Raw genomic sequence first — 19,185 nt, forward strand, 5'->3', positions numbered from 1 at the left:
CTGGTGCGGAAACCAACAGATGTTTAACAGAGCTTATTAGAAATAGGCAAAAGAGGGGGACAACTGATTGAACGAATTGTATACGGACCGCATTCCTCCACAGAATATCGAAGCCGAGCAGGCAGTGCTCGGAGCGATATTTCTTGAGCCCTCATCACTAACACTTGCTTCTGAAGTTTTAATACCAGAAGATTTTTACCGAAACGCCCACCAGAAAATATTTAATGTGATGGTTAAATTAAATGATGAAGGCAAGCCTGTTGATTTAGTGACTGTTACCGAGGAGCTCCAGGCTTCAAAACAGCTTGAAGACGTGGGAGGAGTATCCTATCTTAGTGAGCTGGCCGGCTCTGTTCCGACAGCGGCCAATATTGAATATTACGCAAGAATTGTGGAAGAGAAAGCACTCCTAAGACGGCTGATCAGGACAGCGACAAATATTGCTACAGAAGGGTATTCGCGTGAAGATGAAGTAGCGAGCCTTTTAGGAGAAGCAGAAAAAAGCATTATGGAAGTGGCGCAGCGGAAGAACTCCGGTGCCTTCCAAAACATTAAGGACGTATTGGTCCGGGCTTATGATAATATTGAACTTCTTCATAATAGAGAAGGCGATGTTACTGGAATACCAACAGGGTTTGCGGAACTCGACCGGATGACTGCCGGATTTCAGCGAAATGACTTGATTATTGTGGCTGCACGTCCGTCAGTAGGTAAAACGGCCTTCGCCTTAAATATTGCCCAAAATGTTGCTACCAAAACCAGTGAAAATGTTGCCATCTTTTCTCTTGAAATGGGTGCTGAACAGCTTGTAATGCGTATGATTTGTGCGGAAGGCAATATTAATGCCCAGAACCTGCGTACCGGTTCTTTAACAGATGAAGACTGGCGTAAGCTTACCATGGCTATGGGGAGCCTTTCAAACAGCGGGATCTTCATTGATGATACCCCTGGTGTGAGAATCGGGGATATCCGTTCTAAATGCCGCCGCTTAAAGCAGGAGCACGGCCTTGGAATGATTCTCATTGATTACCTCCAGCTTATTCAAGGGAATGGAAGATCCGGAGAAAACCGACAGCAGGAAGTATCTGAGATTTCCCGGTCATTAAAAGCCCTTGCACGTGAACTTGAAGTTCCTGTTATCGCTCTATCCCAATTATCTCGTGGAGTGGAACAGCGTCAGGATAAGCGACCTATGATGTCAGATATCCGTGAATCAGGAAGTATTGAGCAGGATGCCGATATAGTCGCGTTCTTATATCGTGATGATTATTACGATAAAGAAAGTGAAAACAAAAATATTATCGAAATCATTATTGCTAAGCAGCGTAACGGTCCAGTAGGTACTGTTTCACTGGCCTTTGTTAAAGAATATAATAAATTCGTCAATCTTGAACGAAGATTTGATGATGCATCTGTTCCGCCGGGTGCTTAAATTGAAACCATCAGTATCGACTGGTGGTTTTTTTGCATTAGGAGAGAATGAATATATACATAGAACGGAAATATTAGTTGAAAATAATAAAGATGGAAAAGAACAAGTGATAAATTGGCGAACGAAACTTATAGCATACCAATAATTGTTCGGTTTTTGTTTGACTGTGACTATTTTTATTGATAAAATTATGATGTTTGATAGGCAGCTGATTATAATTCAGCTGGACGTAAAATTTGGAGGTGCAAGGTAAATGTCTTCAGTTGTAGTGGTAGGAACCCAGTGGGGTGACGAAGGAAAAGGCAAAATTACAGATTTCTTATCAGAAAATGCAGAGGCTATTGCACGCTATCAAGGCGGTAACAATGCAGGTCATACTATAAAATTTAACGGTGAAACTTATAAATTACACTTAATTCCATCCGGCATTTTTTACAGCGATAAAATTTGTGTGATCGGCAACGGGATGGTTGTAGACCCTAAGGCGCTTGTACAGGAGCTTGCCTATTTGCATGAACGTGGAATTACAACTGATAATCTGCGCATCAGCAATCGCGCTCACGTAATTCTTCCATATCATTTAAGGCTTGATGAAGTAGAAGAAGAGCGCAAAGGCGCAAATAAGATCGGCACCACTAAAAAAGGCATCGGGCCTGCCTATATGGATAAGGCAGCACGGAACGGTATTCGAATCTGTGATTTATTAGAACGTGAGGTATTCGAGGAAAAACTGTCTAGAAATCTTGAAGAAAAGAATCGTCTCTTAGAGCGCTTCTATGAAACAAAAGGATTTACCATTGAAGAGATATTAGATGAATACTACGAGTACGGACAGCAGTTCAAACAATATGTCTGCGATACATCTGTTGTGTTAAATGATGCTCTTGACGAAGGCCGCAGGGTTCTTTTTGAAGGAGCACAGGGAGTTATGCTTGATATCGATCAAGGCACCTATCCGTTCGTAACATCTTCAAATCCAGTTGCCGGCGGAGTTACCATCGGTTCTGGTGTTGGCCCTACCAAAATCAATCATGTTGTCGGAGTATGTAAAGCCTATACTTCCCGCGTGGGAGACGGCCCATTCCCGACAGAACTTGATAATGAAATAGGCCACCAAATCCGCGAAGTAGGCCGTGAATACGGAACTACAACAGGCCGTCCACGCCGTGTAGGCTGGTTTGACGCAGTTGTTGTACGCCATGCTAGACGTGTCAGCGGATTAACAGACCTTTCTCTTAATTCCATTGATGTCCTAACAGGCATTGAAACCCTGAAAATCTGTGTTGCATACAGCCACAATGGCAAGGTGATGGAAGAATATCCGGCAAGCCTGAAAGTATTGGCTGAAAGCGAGCCTGTCTATGAAGAGCTGCCAGGATGGACGGAAGACATCACAGGCTGCAAATCGCTGGACGAGCTCCCTGCAAATGCGCGCCACTACATTGAGCGTGTATCTCAATTGGTAGGCGTTCCATTATCCATGTTCTCAGTGGGACCAGACCGTACACAGACAAACATCGTAAGAAGTCCTTGGAGACTTGTTTAAAACGTTATATGAGTGAAGGAGCAGTGATAGGTTCACTGCTCCTTTTTTACGTTTCGAGAAAGAAATCGGCAGGAAAAGGATTTTTGGGGCATGGGAGAGGCGGGCAAGGCGGCTTCTGGAAGTATAATTATGATCCTTGCTTCTATATTAAATAAGAGCGGGGCTATATACGGTGAGAGCATTGACAAAAAACTGCGGCAATAAACGGCGAGAGCCTTGAAAAAAAGCAGCAATATAAGTTGAGAGCCCCGCAGAAGTAAAAGTGCGGGGCTTTGATTAGGGGTTATTGCGATGAAATAAATATCATTATTGAGGAAGACAACAGTATTACAGTTAAGGATAACGGACGCGGCATACCTGTCGAGATTTACGAAAAAATGGGACGTCCTGCAGTAGAAGTTATCATGACTGTGCCTCGCTTCCAAGATAAGCATATTCATTATAAGATAAGCATAAAGGCTTTGAGTTAATCATAATAGGATGAACATAAGCATTCGATTTAGTGAGATAAGCATAAACCTTTCACATTCTACTAAACTCTTTGTTTATCACGGTAAAACTCTTAAATCACACTCTATTGTGCATAGCTGGAACCAAAAAAGTATATAAAAGTACTAAAATCTTTAAAATACCTAAATAAATGGTGTTTATTTATTAAAATTCGGTAAGTCCCTTGAGGGTGGAGGGTTCACCTTGCGGCTAGAACTGCCTTCAAAACATTACGAGATCTACAGCGAACCTATTTGGCACCGTCATTGAACTGCACATAGTCAATCGTAACAGCAGCCGGTTCACCATTCCTCATTTAAGCAATCTGACCTTGTCCTCGATCGTCTTTTGATGCTCTTCATCCCAAACGATAGATATTTCAAATGTTCCTTCTTTAAAAAATAATGGCAGTCGTCTCTTAAACCAGGACTGCATGGGAAGATTTGCTGCTTCATTGACATCCACCCAGATCAGGTCGCCTTCTGGTGGATCAGCCAGCAGCTCCCCCTTAAATTCACAGGCCAGATAGTTAAAGACCATATATCGAAAGTTATTCTGTGGATCCACATATTCATCCAGGCCTTTATAGATCAAATCCTCAGGCTTAATTATCAGCCCGGTTTCTTCTCTTACTTCACGTACTGCTCCTTCTGTTAAGCTCTCTGGAAATTCTAATTTTCCACCTGGGGCAATGAATCCCGGGAAGCCTCGTTCGCCGGGTCGTTTTTGTAAAAGAATCTTATTTCCTTCTTGAATCATACACATCGTGTACATTCCATATTCAATTGTTTCCATACCTGCACTCCTTGCTAATTTAACTACATTACTAAAGTAATATTTTGATTATTCAGCCTTTAATTACTTTAATTATAACAAAAAAATAATTAATAATATTTTTTTAGAAAAGTAGTTGCCATAGAATATATTTCTATGCTACTATTAAAAACGTCGCTGAGATACGAAATGAACAGCCTGATGTTAATCAGCATTGAGAGCCATTAGCTCATCCGGTAGAGCACGATCCAATATGCTTCGAAGCTCCATCATCAGCGCTCAAGTCGAGCTGCTGCTTGTGAAACGGTCTGAGACTTGAGTGTCGTCTAGAGGTTGTTTCCTCGGATAGCTATTCATTATTTGATAATACTCATCAGCGGAATTAACATTTTTATAAAGAGCCATTAGCTCAGCCGGTAGAGCATCTGACTTTTAATCAGAGGGTCGAAGGTTCGAATCCTTCATGGCTCACCATTACTGGCCCCTTGGCCAAGCGGTTAAGACACCGCCCTTTCACGGCGGTAACACGGGTTCGAATCCCGTAGGGGTCATTTCCTTTTTGGAAAAAATTATAATAGTAAGGTCCCGTGGTGTAGCGGTTAACATGCCTGCCTGTCACGCAGGAGATCGCGGGTTCGATTCCCGTCGGGACCGCCATTTATACATAAGAGTAAGTTGTAATGGCTCAGTCGGTAGATCACGTTCGAGTAAGCTGCTAAGGATCATCTTCAGCACATAAATCGAGCGGCTGCTTGCATCGTCTGTCTGAGATTTAGGTGAAGGTAATTAGATCCGTATAAGTATAGATAAACCATATCATATATGGCTCAGTAGTTCAGTCGGTAGAGCAAAGGACTGAAAATCCTTGTGTCGGCGGTTCGATTCCGTCCTGAGCCATCCTTTGAAAAAGCCCTGTCAGGGCTTTTTTTTATGCCTCTTTTTAACCTATCTTATGCCTCTTTCTGGATGAACTACCAAGTTAAGATTTGTTAATTAAAATGGAAAATATAACACCTATTGAACTATAACTGCCAGTAAAATGTCGCAGGCTATACAGTTATGTTACAAAACTATTACTTTTTACCTATTTAGAATAAAAGTATGCTAGATTTTATAGTGCTTTAGAAGATTATATACATAGAAAATCTTATTGTAGAGAACTCCTTTAAGGAGCTATGCAGGGGGAAATTTGTTTATGTTTAACTTTAATCCATATATAAGTGAAGCTTTGCTTAAGAGAGCATTGTTTATTGTTATCATCCTTTCTTTCGTATCTCTTCATGCAGCCGCTGTCTTTGGCCAGATCCTTCCTATGGAATACAAGGTCTATTACAAAGGAAAACATATCGGAACTGTTTCCGATTCCGGGGCAGTGCACAAGATTATAAACGAAAAATTGAAGCGGGCCCAAAAGGAATATCCTGATTATTCATTTACATTAAAGAAAGATGTTTCCGTCGTACCCGAACAGGTTTTAATTCCGGAAACAGAAAATAAGAAGGTTATAAGTCATTTAAAGGAGCTACCTGTAGCAGCGAAATCCTATGCAATAGAAGTGGATGGAAAAGAAGTTGCCTTCCTTCCTGAAAAAAAGGAAGCATCAAATACTGTGAAAGCTTTAACTGATCAATATCTTACTGAACCGGAAAAAGAAGCGGTGGAAAAGGGCAAAGCAGACGGTAATATAAAAATTAATGATATTCGGCTTTCAGAAGAAGTAAGCATTACGAAAAGTGCTGTTCAGCCTTCTCGGATTCTTAGTTCAAAAGAGGCGCTGAATGTCTTAAATAATGGCAGCGAGAAAGAAAAAATATATCAAGTAAAACATGATGAGAAGATAAATACATTCGCTTCAGAGTATGGAATAGATACAACGAAACTTGTACAGTTGAATCCCGCCCTAAAAGAAAAAACAAAGCTGGAAAAGGGGGAAACTGTAAAAGTTAAAGAAGAGAAACCGTTTGTGGATGTTATGATTAATAAAGAAGTGATTGAAAACCAGACGATCCCAAGTGCTAAAAAAGTCATAACAAATACCAGCCTGCCAAAAGGACAGACCCGTATTAAGCAGGAAGGCAAAGACGGAAAAAAAGTAATTCATTCGGTTGTTTCTGTGGAAAATGGCGTAGAAGTTAAAAAGAATATTAAGTCACAGGAAGTCGTGGCTGAACCAGTCGCTACCATCGTTGAAAAAGGGACTAAAATGATTCCATCACAGGGAACAGGGACCTTTGAATGGCCGGCTGTTGGCGGCATTATCACCAGCAAGCTGGGCTACCGCTGGGGTAAACTTCATAAAGGTATAGATATCGCAGGCCCATCCGACCCTACGATCAAAGCGAGTGACAATGGAGTCGTTATATTTGCTGGAATGAGCAATGGCTATGGAAATAAGGTAATCATTGATCATAAAAATGGCTATCAAACGCTGTACGGCCACTTGAATTCTATTTCAGTACATGAAGGAGATATCGTTTCCGCCGGTTCTAAAATAGGTATTATGGGGTCTACAGGAGACTCAACCGGAGTTCATCTCCACTTTGAAGTATATAAAAACGGCAAGCTTCAAAACCCTCTAAACTATATACACCAATAGTCTTCGGTAATCCGGAGGCTATTTTTTATAGGCTGAGTCAGACAAAATATGTTATAATTAAGGATAAGAAAGCCTTCATAGACAATGGAAAACAATAAATTCCATTCACCTCTTGCAACCATTATTTTGCCCCAGAAAGTTAAAATGCCCTGCAGAATATATTCATCCCCCATAAAATAAGGGGGTGTTTCGAATATCTATAAATAACATGAATCTGATTAATGCTTAATGGTTTACTGCAAAAATTACCCCACACCCATATTATAATTATCCCAGCATAACCTTTTAACGGCAAAAATACATCATTTCTGCCTGCTTCAATCATTTCCACGTTATTGCCATTTTTATAGTAAACCCTTTCCAATCTAGTTTTAAAAGATGCTTTAGTCTTTATATCATGATAAATTATAATAGAGAACATATGTCTTACCATATGTTAGATCCATTTATAAACTGATAAATTCTACAATAACAATTAACGTTCAATCTTTTACGAGATTAGGATAAAGGAGCATTATCATGGATAAAAGAATCCTAGTAGTTGATGATGAAAAACCAATTGCAGACATCCTGCAGTTTAACTTGAAAAAAGAGGGCTTCGATGTTCATTGTGCATACGATGGAAATGAAGCAGTAAAAATGGTGGAAGAAATTACACCGGACCTTATTTTGCTGGATATCATGCTGCCAGGCCGGGATGGCATGGAAGTTTGCCGTGAAGTGAGAAAGAAGTATGACATTCCGATTATTATGCTCACAGCTAAAGATTCAGAAATTGATAAGGTATTAGGCCTTGAGCTGGGTGCGGATGATTATGTGACTAAGCCCTTTAGTACAAGGGAAATTATTGCCCGGGTAAAGGCAAACCTGCGCAGACAGCAGACTGTCGCCAGCCAGGGATCTGAAGATGATGATTCTAAGGAAATTACAGTCGGTTCCCTTGTGATCCATCCAGATGCGTATATTGCATCTAAACGAGGCGATACAATCGAACTTACACACAGAGAATTCGAGCTTCTCCACTATCTCGCTAAACATATCGGACAGGTCATGACAAGGGAGCATTTGCTGCAGACCGTCTGGGGCTATGATTACTATGGAGATGTTAGAACGGTAGATGTTACGGTAAGACGTCTAAGAGAAAAAATAGAAGACAATCCAAGCCACCCAGCCTGGATTGTAACTAGACGCGGTGTGGGCTACTACCTGCGCAACCCTGAACAGGAGTAATTTGGATGAAGAAGGTAGGCTTTTTCCGATCTATTCATCTTAAGTTTGTTTTAATCTATGTATTGCTGATCCTTGTAGCAATGCAAATTATTGGTGTTTATTTTGTAGATGGATTGGAAGACAAACTAAAAGCAAATTTTGAAAACTCACTGAGCCAGCAGGTGAATATACTATCTTTCAGTATTGAAGAAGAGATGGTTAAAGAACGAGATAAAAATTCTTCGACCTTAGAAGAAGATGTTAATGATATTTTAAAGGATAAAAGAGCAGGGGATATCCAGGAAATCCGCGTTATTGACAGCGGCGGCAAGATTATCGGAACATCCAACTCGGATGATGCCGGCATTATCGGTAAGAGAACAACGGATAATATCATAAAAATGTCTCTGCAGGGTACGGAACAAAAAAATATCAAGGTGAAGAACGGCAAGAGAATCTGGATATTATCATCTCCGATAAAATCGAAAAATGAAACAATCGGGGCTATCTATTTACAAGCGAATATTGAAACGGTCTTTTCACAGATTAAAGAGATCAATAAGATCTTTGCCACAGGGACGGCCATTGCATTAGGAATCACAGCAATATTAGGTATTTTGCTTGCTCAAACCATCACGCGGCCTATGTCAGATATGAGGAGACAGGCGCTTGCAATGGCGAAAGGGAACTTTTCTCGCAAGGTTAAAGTGTACGGCTATGACGAAATTGGACAGCTGGCTATCACCTTTAACAACCTTACAAAAAAGCTGCAGGATGCCCAGTCTTCAACTGAAGGCGAGCGGAGAAAATTATCTTCCGTCCTTTCTTATATGACGGATGGGGTCATTGCGACCGATAGGAAAGGCCGGGTTATTTTAATCAACGAACAGGCTGCTAAAATGCTGGATGTTTCACGTGAAACAGTCATTACGCAGGAAATCGTCCCACTGCTTGGCTTAGAAGATAAATATACCTTTGAGGAATTAATGGAGGAAACGGAATCCGTTATTCTTGATAACAGCACTTCGGCTAAAGACCTGATTCTAAGGGCAAACTTCTCTGTCATTCAGCGTGAAACTGGCTTTGTGAACGGACTCATCGCCGTACTGCATGATATTACCGAGCAGGAAAAAGTAGAAGAGGAACGAAGAGAGTTTGTGGCTAACGTATCCCATGAGCTTCGGACGCCGCTTACTACCATGAGGAGCTATTTAGAAGCATTATCAGAAGGTGCATGGAGAGACGAAAACATTGCCCCTAATTTCTTAAAGGTTACCCAAAAAGAGACAGAGCGTATGATCCGTCTGGTCAATGACCTCCTGCAGCTATCTAAATTAGACAGCAAGGACTATAAAATCACAAAGGATTGGGTTGATTTTACAGAGTTCTTCCACCATATTATCGACCGTTTTGAAATGTCCAAAGATCAGAATGTCTTCTTCGTCCGTGAATTACCGAAGAAGTCGATCTTTGTTGAAATCGATGAAGATAAAATTACACAGATCATTGATAATATCATTTCGAATGCTCTTAAATATTCACCTGAAGGCGGGAAGATCAGATTCCGTGTCCGGGAATTAGATAACGAAATTGAAGTAAGCATTAAAGACCAGGGTATGGGAATACCAAAGGATAATGTAGTTAAAGTGTTTGAACGGTTTTACAGAGTGGACCGGGCACGTTCCAGGAAGCTTGGAGGTACAGGCTTAGGTCTTGCGATAGCGAAAGAAATGGTCACCGCCCATAACGGGAGAATTTGGGCAGAAAGTGAAGAAGGAAAAGGAACCGCGATATTCTTTACCCTTCCTTTCGACCCTGAACAAGAGGATGAATGGTCATGAGGTTTGAAACCTATAAGAGTATGATCTTGTGCCTTCTTGTGTTAATAAGTGTCGGATTGACCTATAGTATCTGGGCCTATCAGCCAAACTTAAAACCAGTTGACCAGAGTGAGTTTATACAGGTATCTATTAAAAATAAACAGCCCTTGGGCAGTATTGTTAAACCCATGGAAATCATCTTTCATAAGAATAAGCAGCATTTTGTAACTTCAAATGAAGCAGAGCTTGAAAAGGTGATGAAGGAAATTACAAACTGGTCCTTTACGCAGTTCAGCGACGTTTCTGATCGTGTTTCAGAACAAGAATACCTGAATTTTGTCCATGGTGAAGGAAAAACAGAAATTATTTTTCCTGAAAGAGTTCCTCTTCACCTCTATAATTCAGTATTGGCCATTGAAGAACAAAACCTGCCGAGGGGCAGTTTTGACAGGATTGTGTTTAACTCTAAAAATGTACATGACAAAACCATGCCTGTATATTTTATTTCATATGCGGATCGCAAAATCTATCAATCCCGTGTGAACTCTTCTTCACTGGATAATTTCAGCCGGAATTTTTACCGCTTTGCCTCAGCTCTATATGAGGACAAAACGTATAAAAAACATGTAATATCAAAAAATCGCGCTGTTTTTCTTCCGGATGAAAAGATCGAGGTTCCTAGATATAATTATAAGACTTCTGTACTGGATATCGATAAATTTAAGGATGCCCTTTTTAGTGATCCAAATTATGTCGAACATGATCCGGTAACAACAGGAGAAGTTTATATGGACGGATACAGTGTATTGAGTATTTACTGGGACACAATGACTCTTAATTATGTAAATCACACAAATGAAACAAATTTTGCAGGCAGTACTGCAGAACTTTTACGAAAAAGCATTGATTTTGTGAATCAGCATGCAGGATGGGAAGATAAATACCGGTTTGCTGGATTTAATTCATTAGACGAGAAAATTACATTTCGTTTATTTGTGGACGGACTGCCAGTCTTTAATGAATCTGGGATGTCTGAAATTGTTCAATACTGGGGAAAAGATGATGTCTATCAATATAGCAGACCATTTTATACCTTAGATTTTCTTATGCCGAGCGAACTCACCAAGGCTAAGATGGCAAGTGGAGAAGAAGTTCTTCAGGAGCTGAATGCAATCAAGAACATTAAGATGGATTTAGTGCAGGATATCAGGATAGGGTATGAGTTAAAGCGTGATACTGAGGTTCTCGTCAGCTTAGAGCCAGCCTGGTATTACCGTTATGCCGGAGTTTGGAAGCGAGTACCTTCCGGCAAGCCGGGAGGCGATATCATTGGATTGGAATAAAACAAAGACCATCTTTATCCTCGTTTTTTTGGTATTGGATTTATTTCTGGTCTATCAGTTTATACAAAAGAAAAATTCTTCGAAGCTCGAATTTCAAACTGAAGCAAGCTTCGAAGATCGTTTAAAAGAGAATAATATTAAGTATGACAATGTGCCGCGGGAACAAGAATTAAGTGAGAAATATATTCTTGCAAAAAGCAAGATCTTTAAAGATGATGATATAAAAACGATCAAAGATCAGAAAGTAATCAATAACCGTTCGTCCATATATTCTACCCTTAAAGTGCCATACCAGCTGAATGATCCCGAAGATAAAGAGGAAGTTGAAAAATTTGTCCGGGAATATATTTTGTATGCGACTGAATACAGATACTGGCAATATAACAAAGAAGGTAGTACTATTAATTTGTCCCAGACTTACAAGGGCAAAACGCTATTCATGAACCAAAATGGAGAAATTAAGCTGTTTTTGAATAAACAAAAGCAGGTTTATGCGTATAATCAAACCTTCCTTAATAATATTGAGGAATTTAAGGAAAAGGAAGAAGTCATCCCTGCGATTAGAGCGGTTGAGACACTTTTTGATAAAGGAAAGCTTGAAGAAAAGACGGAGATTAAAAAAGCTTATCTGGGCTACTACACGGTAGTGCCTGCAAAAACGACCCAGGTGCTTACACCTACCTGGCATATTGTTCTGGATAATAAAAAAGACTTCTTCGTCAACGCCTTAGAAGGACAGATCTTTCAAGTGACACCAGATAAAAAGAAAATGGAGTGAATAGATATGGCAATGCATTTTAGTGTTCTCGCCAGCGGGAGTACGGGAAATGCGATTTATGTAGAAGCGGATGGACAGTCTTTTTTGGTTGATGCTGGTTTAAGCGGCAAACAGATGGATCTTTTATTTAAGCAGATCGGCCGTGATGCTTCAAAGCTTACAGGGCTGCTTGTAACTCATGAGCATAGTGATCATATTAAGGGGCTTGGAATCCTGGCAAGAAAGTACAAGCTTCCCGTTTATGCAAATGCAAAAACATGGCAGGCCATGGAACGGAATATTGGCGAGATCCCGCTTGATCAGAAATTTACGTTTGACATGGAAACAGTAAAAACATTTGGCAGCCTGGATATTGAATCTTTTGGGGTATCCCATGATGCTGCCGAACCAATGTTTTATGTGTTCCACCATGAAGGAAAGAAACTAGTCCTGATAACAGATACCGGTTACGTAAGCGACCGTATGAAGGGGACTATTTCAAATGCGGATATGTATGTATTTGAAAGCAACCACGACGTCCAGATGCTGCGGATGGGCCGATATCCTTGGAATACCAAGCGAAGAATATTAAGCGACGTTGGCCACGTCTCCAATGAAGATGCTGCGATTGCAATGAGTGAAGTAGCTGGAGATCATACGAAGCGTTTTTACTTAGCTCACTTGAGCCTTGATAACAACATGAAGGACCTGGCAAGAATGTCGGTTGCACAGACCCTTGAAACAAGAGGAATCCGGGTTGGAGAACAATTCGAAATATATGACACAGACTGTAAAATTCCGACAGATCTTGTTTGTGTCTGATTATAGCAGGGAAAGAATGAAGGAGCAGCTTCATTCTTTTTTTGTATTCAAAAGTTTGTACAGGCAGCAGCCTTAAAGTTAGAATTTTGAAATAAAATGAGTATAATTAGGATTACAGCGTACCCAGACCTTGGGTAAAAAAGCATATTTAAAGAAGAGAGGTTGGACGATGGGGTACTATGACCAGGATTATCAAAGAAGTTCATCTAGAAGAGGCAGCCGAAAGGGTTATTTCTTTTCGGGATTAATTGGCGCCATCATTGGGGCACTGATCATTTCCTTTGCTCTTCCCTACTTGAGATCAGAGGAAAGCGATGTTGCTGGTACGAACAATGATGACCAGCCTAAATTAAAACAAAATGTTTCATTAAACGTTAATACCGCAGTGACGGAAGCGGTTGAAAAAGCCGGAGATGCTGTGGTGGGCATTACTAATATTCAGGAATCCGGATTCTGGGATAATAGCAGCGGAGAAGCGGGAACCGGCTCTGGGGTAGTGTACAAAAAGGCAGGGGACAAAGCTTACATCGTAACAAATCACCACGTCGTAGAAAATGCAAACAAATTAGAAGTATCTCTAGCTGATGGCACTAAAATACCTGCGAAATTGCAGGGAAGCGACATTTGGACCGATCTTGCTGTGGTATCAGTAGATGCCAAACAAGTCAAAACGGTAGCTGATTTTGGTGATTCGGAAGCCTTAAAGGCAGGAGAACCAGTTTTGGCCATCGGTAACCCGCTAGGCCTGCAGTTCTCAGGCTCAGTTACGCAGGGTGTCATTTCCGGCCTTGAGCGTACGATTGAAATCGACGTGGACCAGGATGGAACAGTCGATTGGAATTCAGAGGTCCTTCAGACGGATGCAGCGATTAACCCGGGGAACAGCGGCGGTGCATTAGTGAATCTTGCCGGCCAGGTAATCGGTATCAATTCCATGAAAATTGCCCAGAATGCAGTAGAGGGAATCGGATTATCCATTCCGATCAATACCGCAATTCCAGTTATCGAAGACCTTGAACGTTACGGAGAAGTACGCAGGCCATATATGGGTGTAGAGCTTCGTTCAGTTGAAGAAATCTCCCAATATCATCAGCAGAATACATTAAAGCTTCCTAATGATGTCACATCTGGTGTAGCCATTGTCCAGGTGGAACAGGGGACGCCAGCCGATAAAGCAGGCATCAAGGAGTTTGATGTGATTGTCGAGATGGATGGCGAGAAAATCAAGGATGTAGCAGCATTGCGTAAGCATCTATTTAATAAAAAGAAAATCGGTGAGTCCATGAAGATTACACTATATCGCCAGGGCAAAAAGCAGGAAGTCACCATGACTCTGAGCAGCAATGACACGTTCTAATAAATCAGGCAGGAAGGCATACGCTTTCCTGCTTTTTCTTTTCATGGTACTATTCACTTTGTGGATAAATGGGTATAACAGCCAAACTGCATATTATTTGTGGATAAATGCAAATACAAAGAATTTAGGGGAAGTATAAAAGAAAACCCATGGAAAAGGAGAGTTAATATGATTTATTGCTGTAAAGAACATGTAGATATCGCCCTGGATACTGTAGTGGATGAGCATGAGGTAGCACCTTTTTTAAAGGAAGTATCCTCTACCGAAGAGATATCAACAACCTGTGAATACTGCGAAAATCCCGCTGTATATATAGTGGCGAACTAATATTCTCATACAACATGTGGATAGAAAATGTGGATATGTGGATAACCTCTGTGGATATCTTGTTTGTAATCTGTTTGTAAAGTGGGTGTAAAGTGTGAATATCTCTATAGTGACGGTTGGAAAACTTAAAGAGAAGTATTTGAAACAGGGAATCGAGGAATACGTAAAGAGAATGTCACCCTACGCAAAAATTGACTTAATAGAAGTTCCCGATGAAAAAGCTCCCGAAACCTTAAGTGAAATCGAAATGGAGCAGATCAAGGACAAAGAAGGCGAGCGCATCCTCAGCAAAATCAACCCGGATGCGCATGTCATCGCCCTTGCCATCCAGGGGAAGCAGAAATCGTCGGAAGAACTAGCTGAAAGTTTAGACAAGCTGGCCACCTATGGCAAAAGCAAAGTGGCCTTTGTTATTGGCGGATCGCTGGGACTCAGTAAAGCTGTCATGCAGCGTGCGGACGAAGCATTATCGTTCTCGAAGATGACATTTCCGCATCAGCTAATGAAGTTGATACTAGTGGAACAAATTTATCGGGCTTTTCGGATTAATCGGGGGGAACCGTACCACAAATAGTGGGAAAGCAGAGGGTAGAAGTAACTCTGGAAAGATTTATTAAAAAGGCTAATTTAAATTGAAGGAGACCGTTGGTTATTTAGACGGTCTCCTTTTGATTTCTTAAACTTGTACTTCACTCATAAATGCATGAGTATTACCTTCTGTATCTTTAAAAAATACCATCCATGTTTCTGTTTGTCCCATTTTCGCTACAACATGTGGTTCATCGATAAAGATAACTTCTTTACCTACTAAGCGCTCATAGGTATCTTTAATATTAGCGACTTGAAAATAAATAACCGAACTTGAATGGGCAAATTCCTCTTTTTCTGGAAGTGTTAACATGAGCCGCAGGCCATCGCATTCAAAAAATGCCATAATATCCGTGTTAAATAATAGAGAGAGTCCTAGTTTATCTTTATAAAAATCCAGTGCCCTATTTATATCTTTTACAGGTATTCCAATTTGCCCAACATTCTTAATCATTGTAGTATCCATAAAAATTTTCTCCCTTCAAATTTCTTACTCCTAATAAGAATAAAGAATCTCATCTATAATTTCTTATCCAATATCACTTTTTTTCGATATTCTTTAGGAGAAAAACCAACATGTTGCTTAAACATTTTGCTAAAGGATACAGGGTTTTGAAATCCAAGTAAAAAGGTTATATCAGTCATATTTTTTTCTGTGTTTGATAATAGTTGCTTTGCTTTTTGTATTCTAAATTCTGAAATATGCTGATGAGGTGTTCTACCATATATTTGATAGTAAGTTCTTAATAAATGGTTAGGTGATAAACAAGCAACTCTAGCAACTTCATCTAGTTTTATAGGTTGATTAAAATATGATCTAATATAATCATGTGCAATACTCACCCTTCTATATAGTTCTTCACGAGTAGTATTACGAATTGCATGTATTGATTCAATTTTTTTATATGTATTAAAGTGTTCATTTAAAATAGAAAACATTATCTTATGAAATTGTTCCTCATAGCCAACGGAATCTATATCAAGAGTAGGTAATCTATGTTTAAAAGTTTCCAGTTGAGAGGATAAAGTTTTATTTTTATAATAGGTTTTTTCAAAAAAACCAATAGAACTTGTATCCTTAAATGGATCGGTTAAAAGACTATCCTGTGTTTCATTTAATGAGTAATAGACTTCTTCTGCAAATCCATTTTTAAAGAAAACACAAAAGGATTCTACAATTTTAGTTTCATCAATGGATATTGTGTATGCGCCTTCATTAAGGAGTAGGTATCTACTCTCTTCAACAGCAAAAAAGCCTTTATTAGTCTTATAATGGGCTTTACCATTGAAGAATGTTTTAATGGATAGTTGACCAATACCCTCCCAGTAAAACCCGTCACTTTTTGCATGTAACACGAAATTGGTAGAATCATTTTTTGTCATAATATAATCTCCATAGGTAACTTATTTTTCTATAGTAATATTATACATAATAATGGGATTTTAAGTATGTTCATATATATTACCAATGAATTTGGGTCATAAGTAAATGAGGTTTTTATTCTATACAAAGAAATAAATGACACCTAGACTGCACTATGTCTAGGTGTCATTTATTTTGTCATGAGATGTATCCGAGGTCTAAAGAAACGGTGTTAGGAAATTTTGTCCTTGCAAAGAGCTTCACTCAAGTTAGTTTCATTGTTTTGGTCACTTGATTCGGATTTATAAAAATCTTGTTTATCCAAGAACACGGTGGCCAAGGTACCCCCAACCAGACCCCAGAATGGCGCTCCGATATGGAGAATAGAGATCCCAGAGATTGTGATTATAAAGGAAAAGAGGGCCCCTGATTTGAATGGACCAGAGAAACTCATTTTCAAAGAGTCAACCAGCACACTAATCATGGCGACGCCACCTAGTAATTGAATTAATGAGGCAGGAATGACATGTGGAATTTGCGAAGCTATTGGAGAGAATAGAGCTAATAGACAGGATAATACTCCTAATACAATAGCAGCGACATACCTATGTTCAAGTTTGCCTGATTCTTTGTTAACAAGTAAGCCCGTCATGGGACCTGCAATACAGGCTGGGTGGCCCCCCAAAAAAGCATTTATAATGGTACCAATTCCGCTCCAATTGGTCATGGCATTGATCGGTGGACGATAGCCATGGGTCTCTAACATAGCAATCCCTTGGGCATTTTGAATGGCAATAACCGTTAAGAGTAATGGAATGACAAGTTCCCCTACAACGGAAAAACTAAATGATGGGATGATAAAATGGGGAATGCCCATTGTTATATGGAGAGGCTGTACAGAAACATTCGGCAAAAATTTAAGACAAAGAATTGCCGCAATGATCGCCCCTAATATAGGCGGAAACTTTTTTGAAAATCGTAAGAAAAAAGAAAGAGCAAGAAAGACAAGTAACGGGATTCCGTTGAGTAAAGGATTTTTTACAACCGAGCCGATCATTTCAGTTCCGAAAGGGAGTAAGACGCCTGACACCATCCCCATCATAACTGGCATAGGCAAAACCTTCATCCATTTTGTAACAAGGCCAGATAATCCTAAAAGAAAAATAAGGATCCCGGTTATAATATAGGCTCCTACCACTTGGTTGAAAGAATAATGGGTTAAGCTTGAGCCGACAAGAATGGCTCCAGGTATTGAAAAGGCATAGCCTATGGGTTGTCCATAATATAAGGAGACGATGAGCGTTAGGAGTCCCCCCGTTCCATAAATGGCGAAAATCCATGAGCTGGTTATGCTACCAGACAAATGACCTTTTGCAGCAGCTTGTAAAACAATTAATAATGGTCCTGCTGAACCAAATAGCCAGGCCACAAATCCATTCGATATATTCCCAACCGATAAAAGCTTTGGAAATTGTATGGTATTTTTTTGAACAACAAAGTCACACTCCTTCAACTAATGAATTACACTACATCTTAGTGTATACTCAATTTATCAATACTTAAAATATCTGTTTTGTCTTTTTGCTATATCTTTTGAGTATGATGGAGGTTTCATATTGGATATTCGACAGTTAAAATACTTTGTCACTATAGCAGAAGAAGGTAAGATCACGACCGCTGCAAAGAAATTAAATATTGCTCAACCCCCTTTGAGCAGACAACTCAAACAAATGGAAGAAGAGCTAGGCGTCATTTTATTTGATCGAGATAACAAAAGTCTTAATTTAACCTTGGAGGGGGAAAGATTACTTCTTCGAGCAAAAGAACTTTTAAATAAACTTGATGAAACAATGGTTGAAGTTCAAGAATTGAGGAAAGACGCCAGTGGGATTTTATCTGTTGGATCCAATCTTTATTGTGCATCTTTAATTCTTTCTAAGGTGGTAGATATTCGTGAGAAAAATCCTGGCCTTACTTTCAAAGTATGGGAAGGTGAAACGATTCATCTCATAAAAATGTTATCTAAACGTCAGATTGAGATTGCGATAACAAATAGTCCAATAACAGAAAAAAGTATCTCTCAAATGACATTGAAAAGTGACCCATATGTGCTTGTTTTACCTGAAAAATGGATGTGGAATGGATCAGAACAATGCAGGTTAGAGGAAATTATCGATTTGCCATTGATTCTTCTACGACCAAACTATGGTTTAGGTGCGTATGGACAAATTGTCAATGAATTTCAACGGTTAGATTTAGAACCAAATATACTGTGCGAATGTCAGGATTTAATTATGTTACTTGGCCTCGTTTCATCGGGGTTTGGTGCAACGATCTTACCACTGTCGTTATTATCCCTCCATTCATTGGGAGGATTGAGAGTCATTCAGCTAAAGGATCAGACCTTAATATCTGAACCTAAAGTAATTTGGAGGAAGAATAGTTACTTATCAAAAGCAGCAAAAGAATTTTTAAATCTTTTTTAGACACTAAAATTATTTACTCAAAAGTAAAAGACTTCAACGTTGAAAAATGGCAAATAAAATGAAACAGGTATTAGTTTTGACTGTGGTAAAGTAGATCATTAAATGAAAAATAAAATATATTCATGGTTTTATAACATCATTTAGATTCGTTACGGAGAACCGTACCATAAGTAAATGAGGTTTTTTCGATAAATTTTATGGAGAGGTGCCGTTTTGTTATCTGATTAGCTGTATGAACATTCATTGGGTGAATAGTTGTTTTTACTCCTGCAATGA

At 39.6% G+C, this 19,185-nt stretch carries 16 protein-coding genes and 4 tRNA genes; 16 read left to right on the top strand and 4 right to left on the bottom strand.

Annotation, left to right across the window (positions count from 1 at the left end):
* Positions 1-67 precede the first annotated feature (67 nt).
* On the top strand, positions 68-1,432 hold the full coding sequence (dnaB, locus tag CUU66_RS12400) for a replicative DNA helicase (protein ID WP_101642612.1): 1,365 nt from the start codon (positions 68-70) through the stop codon (positions 1,430-1,432).
* 253 nt (positions 1,433-1,685) lie between these two features.
* Positions 1,686-2,978 (top strand): adenylosuccinate synthase, encoded by a 1,293-nt coding sequence (locus tag CUU66_RS12405; RefSeq protein ID WP_101642614.1) that lies wholly within the window; start codon positions 1,686-1,688, stop codon positions 2,976-2,978.
* A gap of 801 nt (positions 2,979-3,779) precedes the next feature.
* On the opposite strand, the gene CUU66_RS12415 is transcribed toward CUU66_RS12405, so the two are convergent.
* Positions 3,780-4,262, bottom strand: coding sequence for an 8-oxo-dGTP diphosphatase (locus CUU66_RS12415; protein ID WP_101642616.1), 483 nt, complete (start codon positions 4,260-4,262; stop codon positions 3,780-3,782).
* Positions 4,263-4,639: 377 nt separating this feature from the next.
* Here CUU66_RS12415 and CUU66_RS12420 point away from each other — a divergent pair.
* The 13 genes from CUU66_RS12420 to rlmH all read left to right on the top strand — a co-directional run bounded on the left by CUU66_RS12420 (position 4,640) and on the right by rlmH (position 15,046).
* A tRNA-Lys gene (locus tag CUU66_RS12420) sits at positions 4,640-4,715 on the top strand.
* Positions 4,716-4,720: 5 nt separating this feature from the next.
* Positions 4,721-4,792: transfer RNA gene (locus CUU66_RS12425), tRNA-Glu, on the top strand.
* Between the two features lie 30 nt (positions 4,793-4,822).
* Positions 4,823-4,898, top strand: a tRNA-Asp gene (locus CUU66_RS12430).
* Positions 4,899-5,065: 167 nt separating this feature from the next.
* Positions 5,066-5,138, top strand: a tRNA-Phe gene (locus tag CUU66_RS12435).
* A gap of 298 nt (positions 5,139-5,436) precedes the next feature.
* Entirely contained in the window at positions 5,437-6,837 is a 1,401-nt protein-coding gene (locus CUU66_RS12440) for a peptidoglycan DD-metalloendopeptidase family protein (protein WP_101642618.1), read from the top strand.
* A gap of 516 nt (positions 6,838-7,353) precedes the next feature.
* Positions 7,354-8,067, top strand: coding sequence for a response regulator YycF (gene yycF / locus CUU66_RS12450; protein ID WP_180955271.1), 714 nt, complete (start codon positions 7,354-7,356; stop codon positions 8,065-8,067).
* A gap of 5 nt (positions 8,068-8,072) precedes the next feature.
* Complete coding sequence (gene walK / locus CUU66_RS12455; RefSeq protein ID WP_101642627.1) at positions 8,073-9,887, top strand: cell wall metabolism sensor histidine kinase WalK; 1,815 nt, start codon at positions 8,073-8,075, stop codon at positions 9,885-9,887.
* The gene (locus tag CUU66_RS12460; RefSeq protein ID WP_180955267.1) at positions 9,884-11,209 is read left to right on the top strand and encodes a YycH family regulatory protein; all 1,326 of its coding nucleotides are present in this window, start codon (positions 9,884-9,886) and stop codon (positions 11,207-11,209) included. The genes walK and CUU66_RS12460 overlap by 4 nt, the downstream gene beginning before the upstream one ends.
* Complete coding sequence (locus CUU66_RS12465; protein WP_180955268.1) at positions 11,196-11,987, top strand: two-component system regulatory protein YycI; 792 nt, start codon at positions 11,196-11,198, stop codon at positions 11,985-11,987. The genes CUU66_RS12460 and CUU66_RS12465 overlap by 14 nt, the downstream gene beginning before the upstream one ends.
* 6 nt (positions 11,988-11,993) lie before the next feature.
* Positions 11,994-12,788, top strand: a complete 795-nt coding sequence (locus CUU66_RS12470) for an MBL fold metallo-hydrolase (protein ID WP_101642638.1) — start codon at positions 11,994-11,996, stop codon at positions 12,786-12,788.
* A 169-nt stretch (positions 12,789-12,957) separates the two neighbouring features.
* Complete coding sequence (locus CUU66_RS12475; protein WP_101642640.1) at positions 12,958-14,145, top strand: S1C family serine protease; 1,188 nt, start codon at positions 12,958-12,960, stop codon at positions 14,143-14,145.
* A 168-nt stretch (positions 14,146-14,313) separates the two neighbouring features.
* Entirely contained in the window at positions 14,314-14,472 is a 159-nt protein-coding gene (locus CUU66_RS12480) for a CxxH/CxxC protein (protein ID WP_101642643.1), read from the top strand.
* Between the two features lie 94 nt (positions 14,473-14,566).
* A complete protein-coding gene (gene rlmH, locus CUU66_RS12485; RefSeq protein WP_101642646.1) occupies positions 14,567-15,046 on the top strand; it encodes a 23S rRNA (pseudouridine(1915)-N(3))-methyltransferase RlmH in 480 nt (159 codons plus the stop codon).
* Between the two features lie 102 nt (positions 15,047-15,148).
* Here the strand turns inward: rlmH and CUU66_RS12490 are convergent, their stop codons facing one another.
* The 3 genes from CUU66_RS12490 to CUU66_RS12500 form a co-directional block, all read right to left on the bottom strand.
* A complete protein-coding gene (locus CUU66_RS12490; RefSeq protein WP_101642649.1) occupies positions 15,149-15,526 on the bottom strand; it encodes a VOC family protein in 378 nt (125 codons plus the stop codon).
* Positions 15,527-15,579: 53 nt separating this feature from the next.
* The gene (locus tag CUU66_RS12495) at positions 15,580-16,443 is read right to left on the bottom strand and encodes a helix-turn-helix transcriptional regulator (RefSeq protein ID WP_101642651.1); all 864 of its coding nucleotides are present in this window, start codon (positions 16,441-16,443) and stop codon (positions 15,580-15,582) included.
* 212 nt (positions 16,444-16,655) lie between these two features.
* Positions 16,656-17,936 carry a benzoate/H(+) symporter BenE family transporter gene (locus tag CUU66_RS12500; RefSeq protein WP_101642653.1) on the bottom strand — a complete coding sequence of 427 codons (1,281 nt, stop codon included), beginning with the start codon at positions 17,934-17,936 and terminating at the stop codon, positions 16,656-16,658.
* Positions 17,937-18,039: 103 nt separating this feature from the next.
* On the opposite strand from CUU66_RS12500, the gene CUU66_RS12505 reads away from it, so the two are divergent.
* Positions 18,040-18,909 (top strand): LysR family transcriptional regulator, encoded by an 870-nt coding sequence (locus CUU66_RS12505; RefSeq protein WP_101642656.1) that lies wholly within the window; start codon positions 18,040-18,042, stop codon positions 18,907-18,909.
* The last annotated feature ends 276 nt before the right edge of the window (positions 18,910-19,185 follow it).

Origin of the sequence: Peribacillus deserti (assembly GCF_002863585.1) — a bacterium.
Lineage (GTDB): Bacteria > Bacillota > Bacilli > Bacillales > DSM-1321 > Paraperibacillus > Paraperibacillus deserti_A.

Excerpts from the sequence above, each read along its gene's own strand:
- CUU66_RS12490 (WP_101642649.1), bottom strand. The coding sequence starts at position 15,526 with ATGGATACTACAATGATTAAGAATGTTGGGCAAATTGGAATACCTGTA.
- CUU66_RS12405 (WP_101642614.1), top strand. The coding sequence starts at position 1,686 with ATGTCTTCAGTTGTAGTGGTAGGAACCCAGTGGGGTGACGAAGGAAAA.
- CUU66_RS12495 (WP_101642651.1), bottom strand. The coding sequence starts at position 16,443 with ATGACAAAAAATGATTCTACCAATTTCGTGTTACATGCAAAAAGTGAC.
- CUU66_RS12475 (WP_101642640.1), top strand. The coding sequence starts at position 12,958 with ATGGGGTACTATGACCAGGATTATCAAAGAAGTTCATCTAGAAGAGGC.
- CUU66_RS12415 (WP_101642616.1), bottom strand. The coding sequence starts at position 4,262 with ATGGAAACAATTGAATATGGAATGTACACGATGTGTATGATTCAAGAA.
- CUU66_RS12440 (WP_101642618.1), top strand. The coding sequence starts at position 5,437 with ATGTTTAACTTTAATCCATATATAAGTGAAGCTTTGCTTAAGAGAGCA.
- CUU66_RS12470 (WP_101642638.1), top strand. The coding sequence starts at position 11,994 with ATGGCAATGCATTTTAGTGTTCTCGCCAGCGGGAGTACGGGAAATGCG.
- walK (WP_101642627.1), top strand. The coding sequence starts at position 8,073 with ATGAAGAAGGTAGGCTTTTTCCGATCTATTCATCTTAAGTTTGTTTTA.
- CUU66_RS12480 (WP_101642643.1), top strand. The coding sequence starts at position 14,314 with ATGATTTATTGCTGTAAAGAACATGTAGATATCGCCCTGGATACTGTA.
- CUU66_RS12460 (WP_180955267.1), top strand. The coding sequence starts at position 9,884 with ATGAGGTTTGAAACCTATAAGAGTATGATCTTGTGCCTTCTTGTGTTA.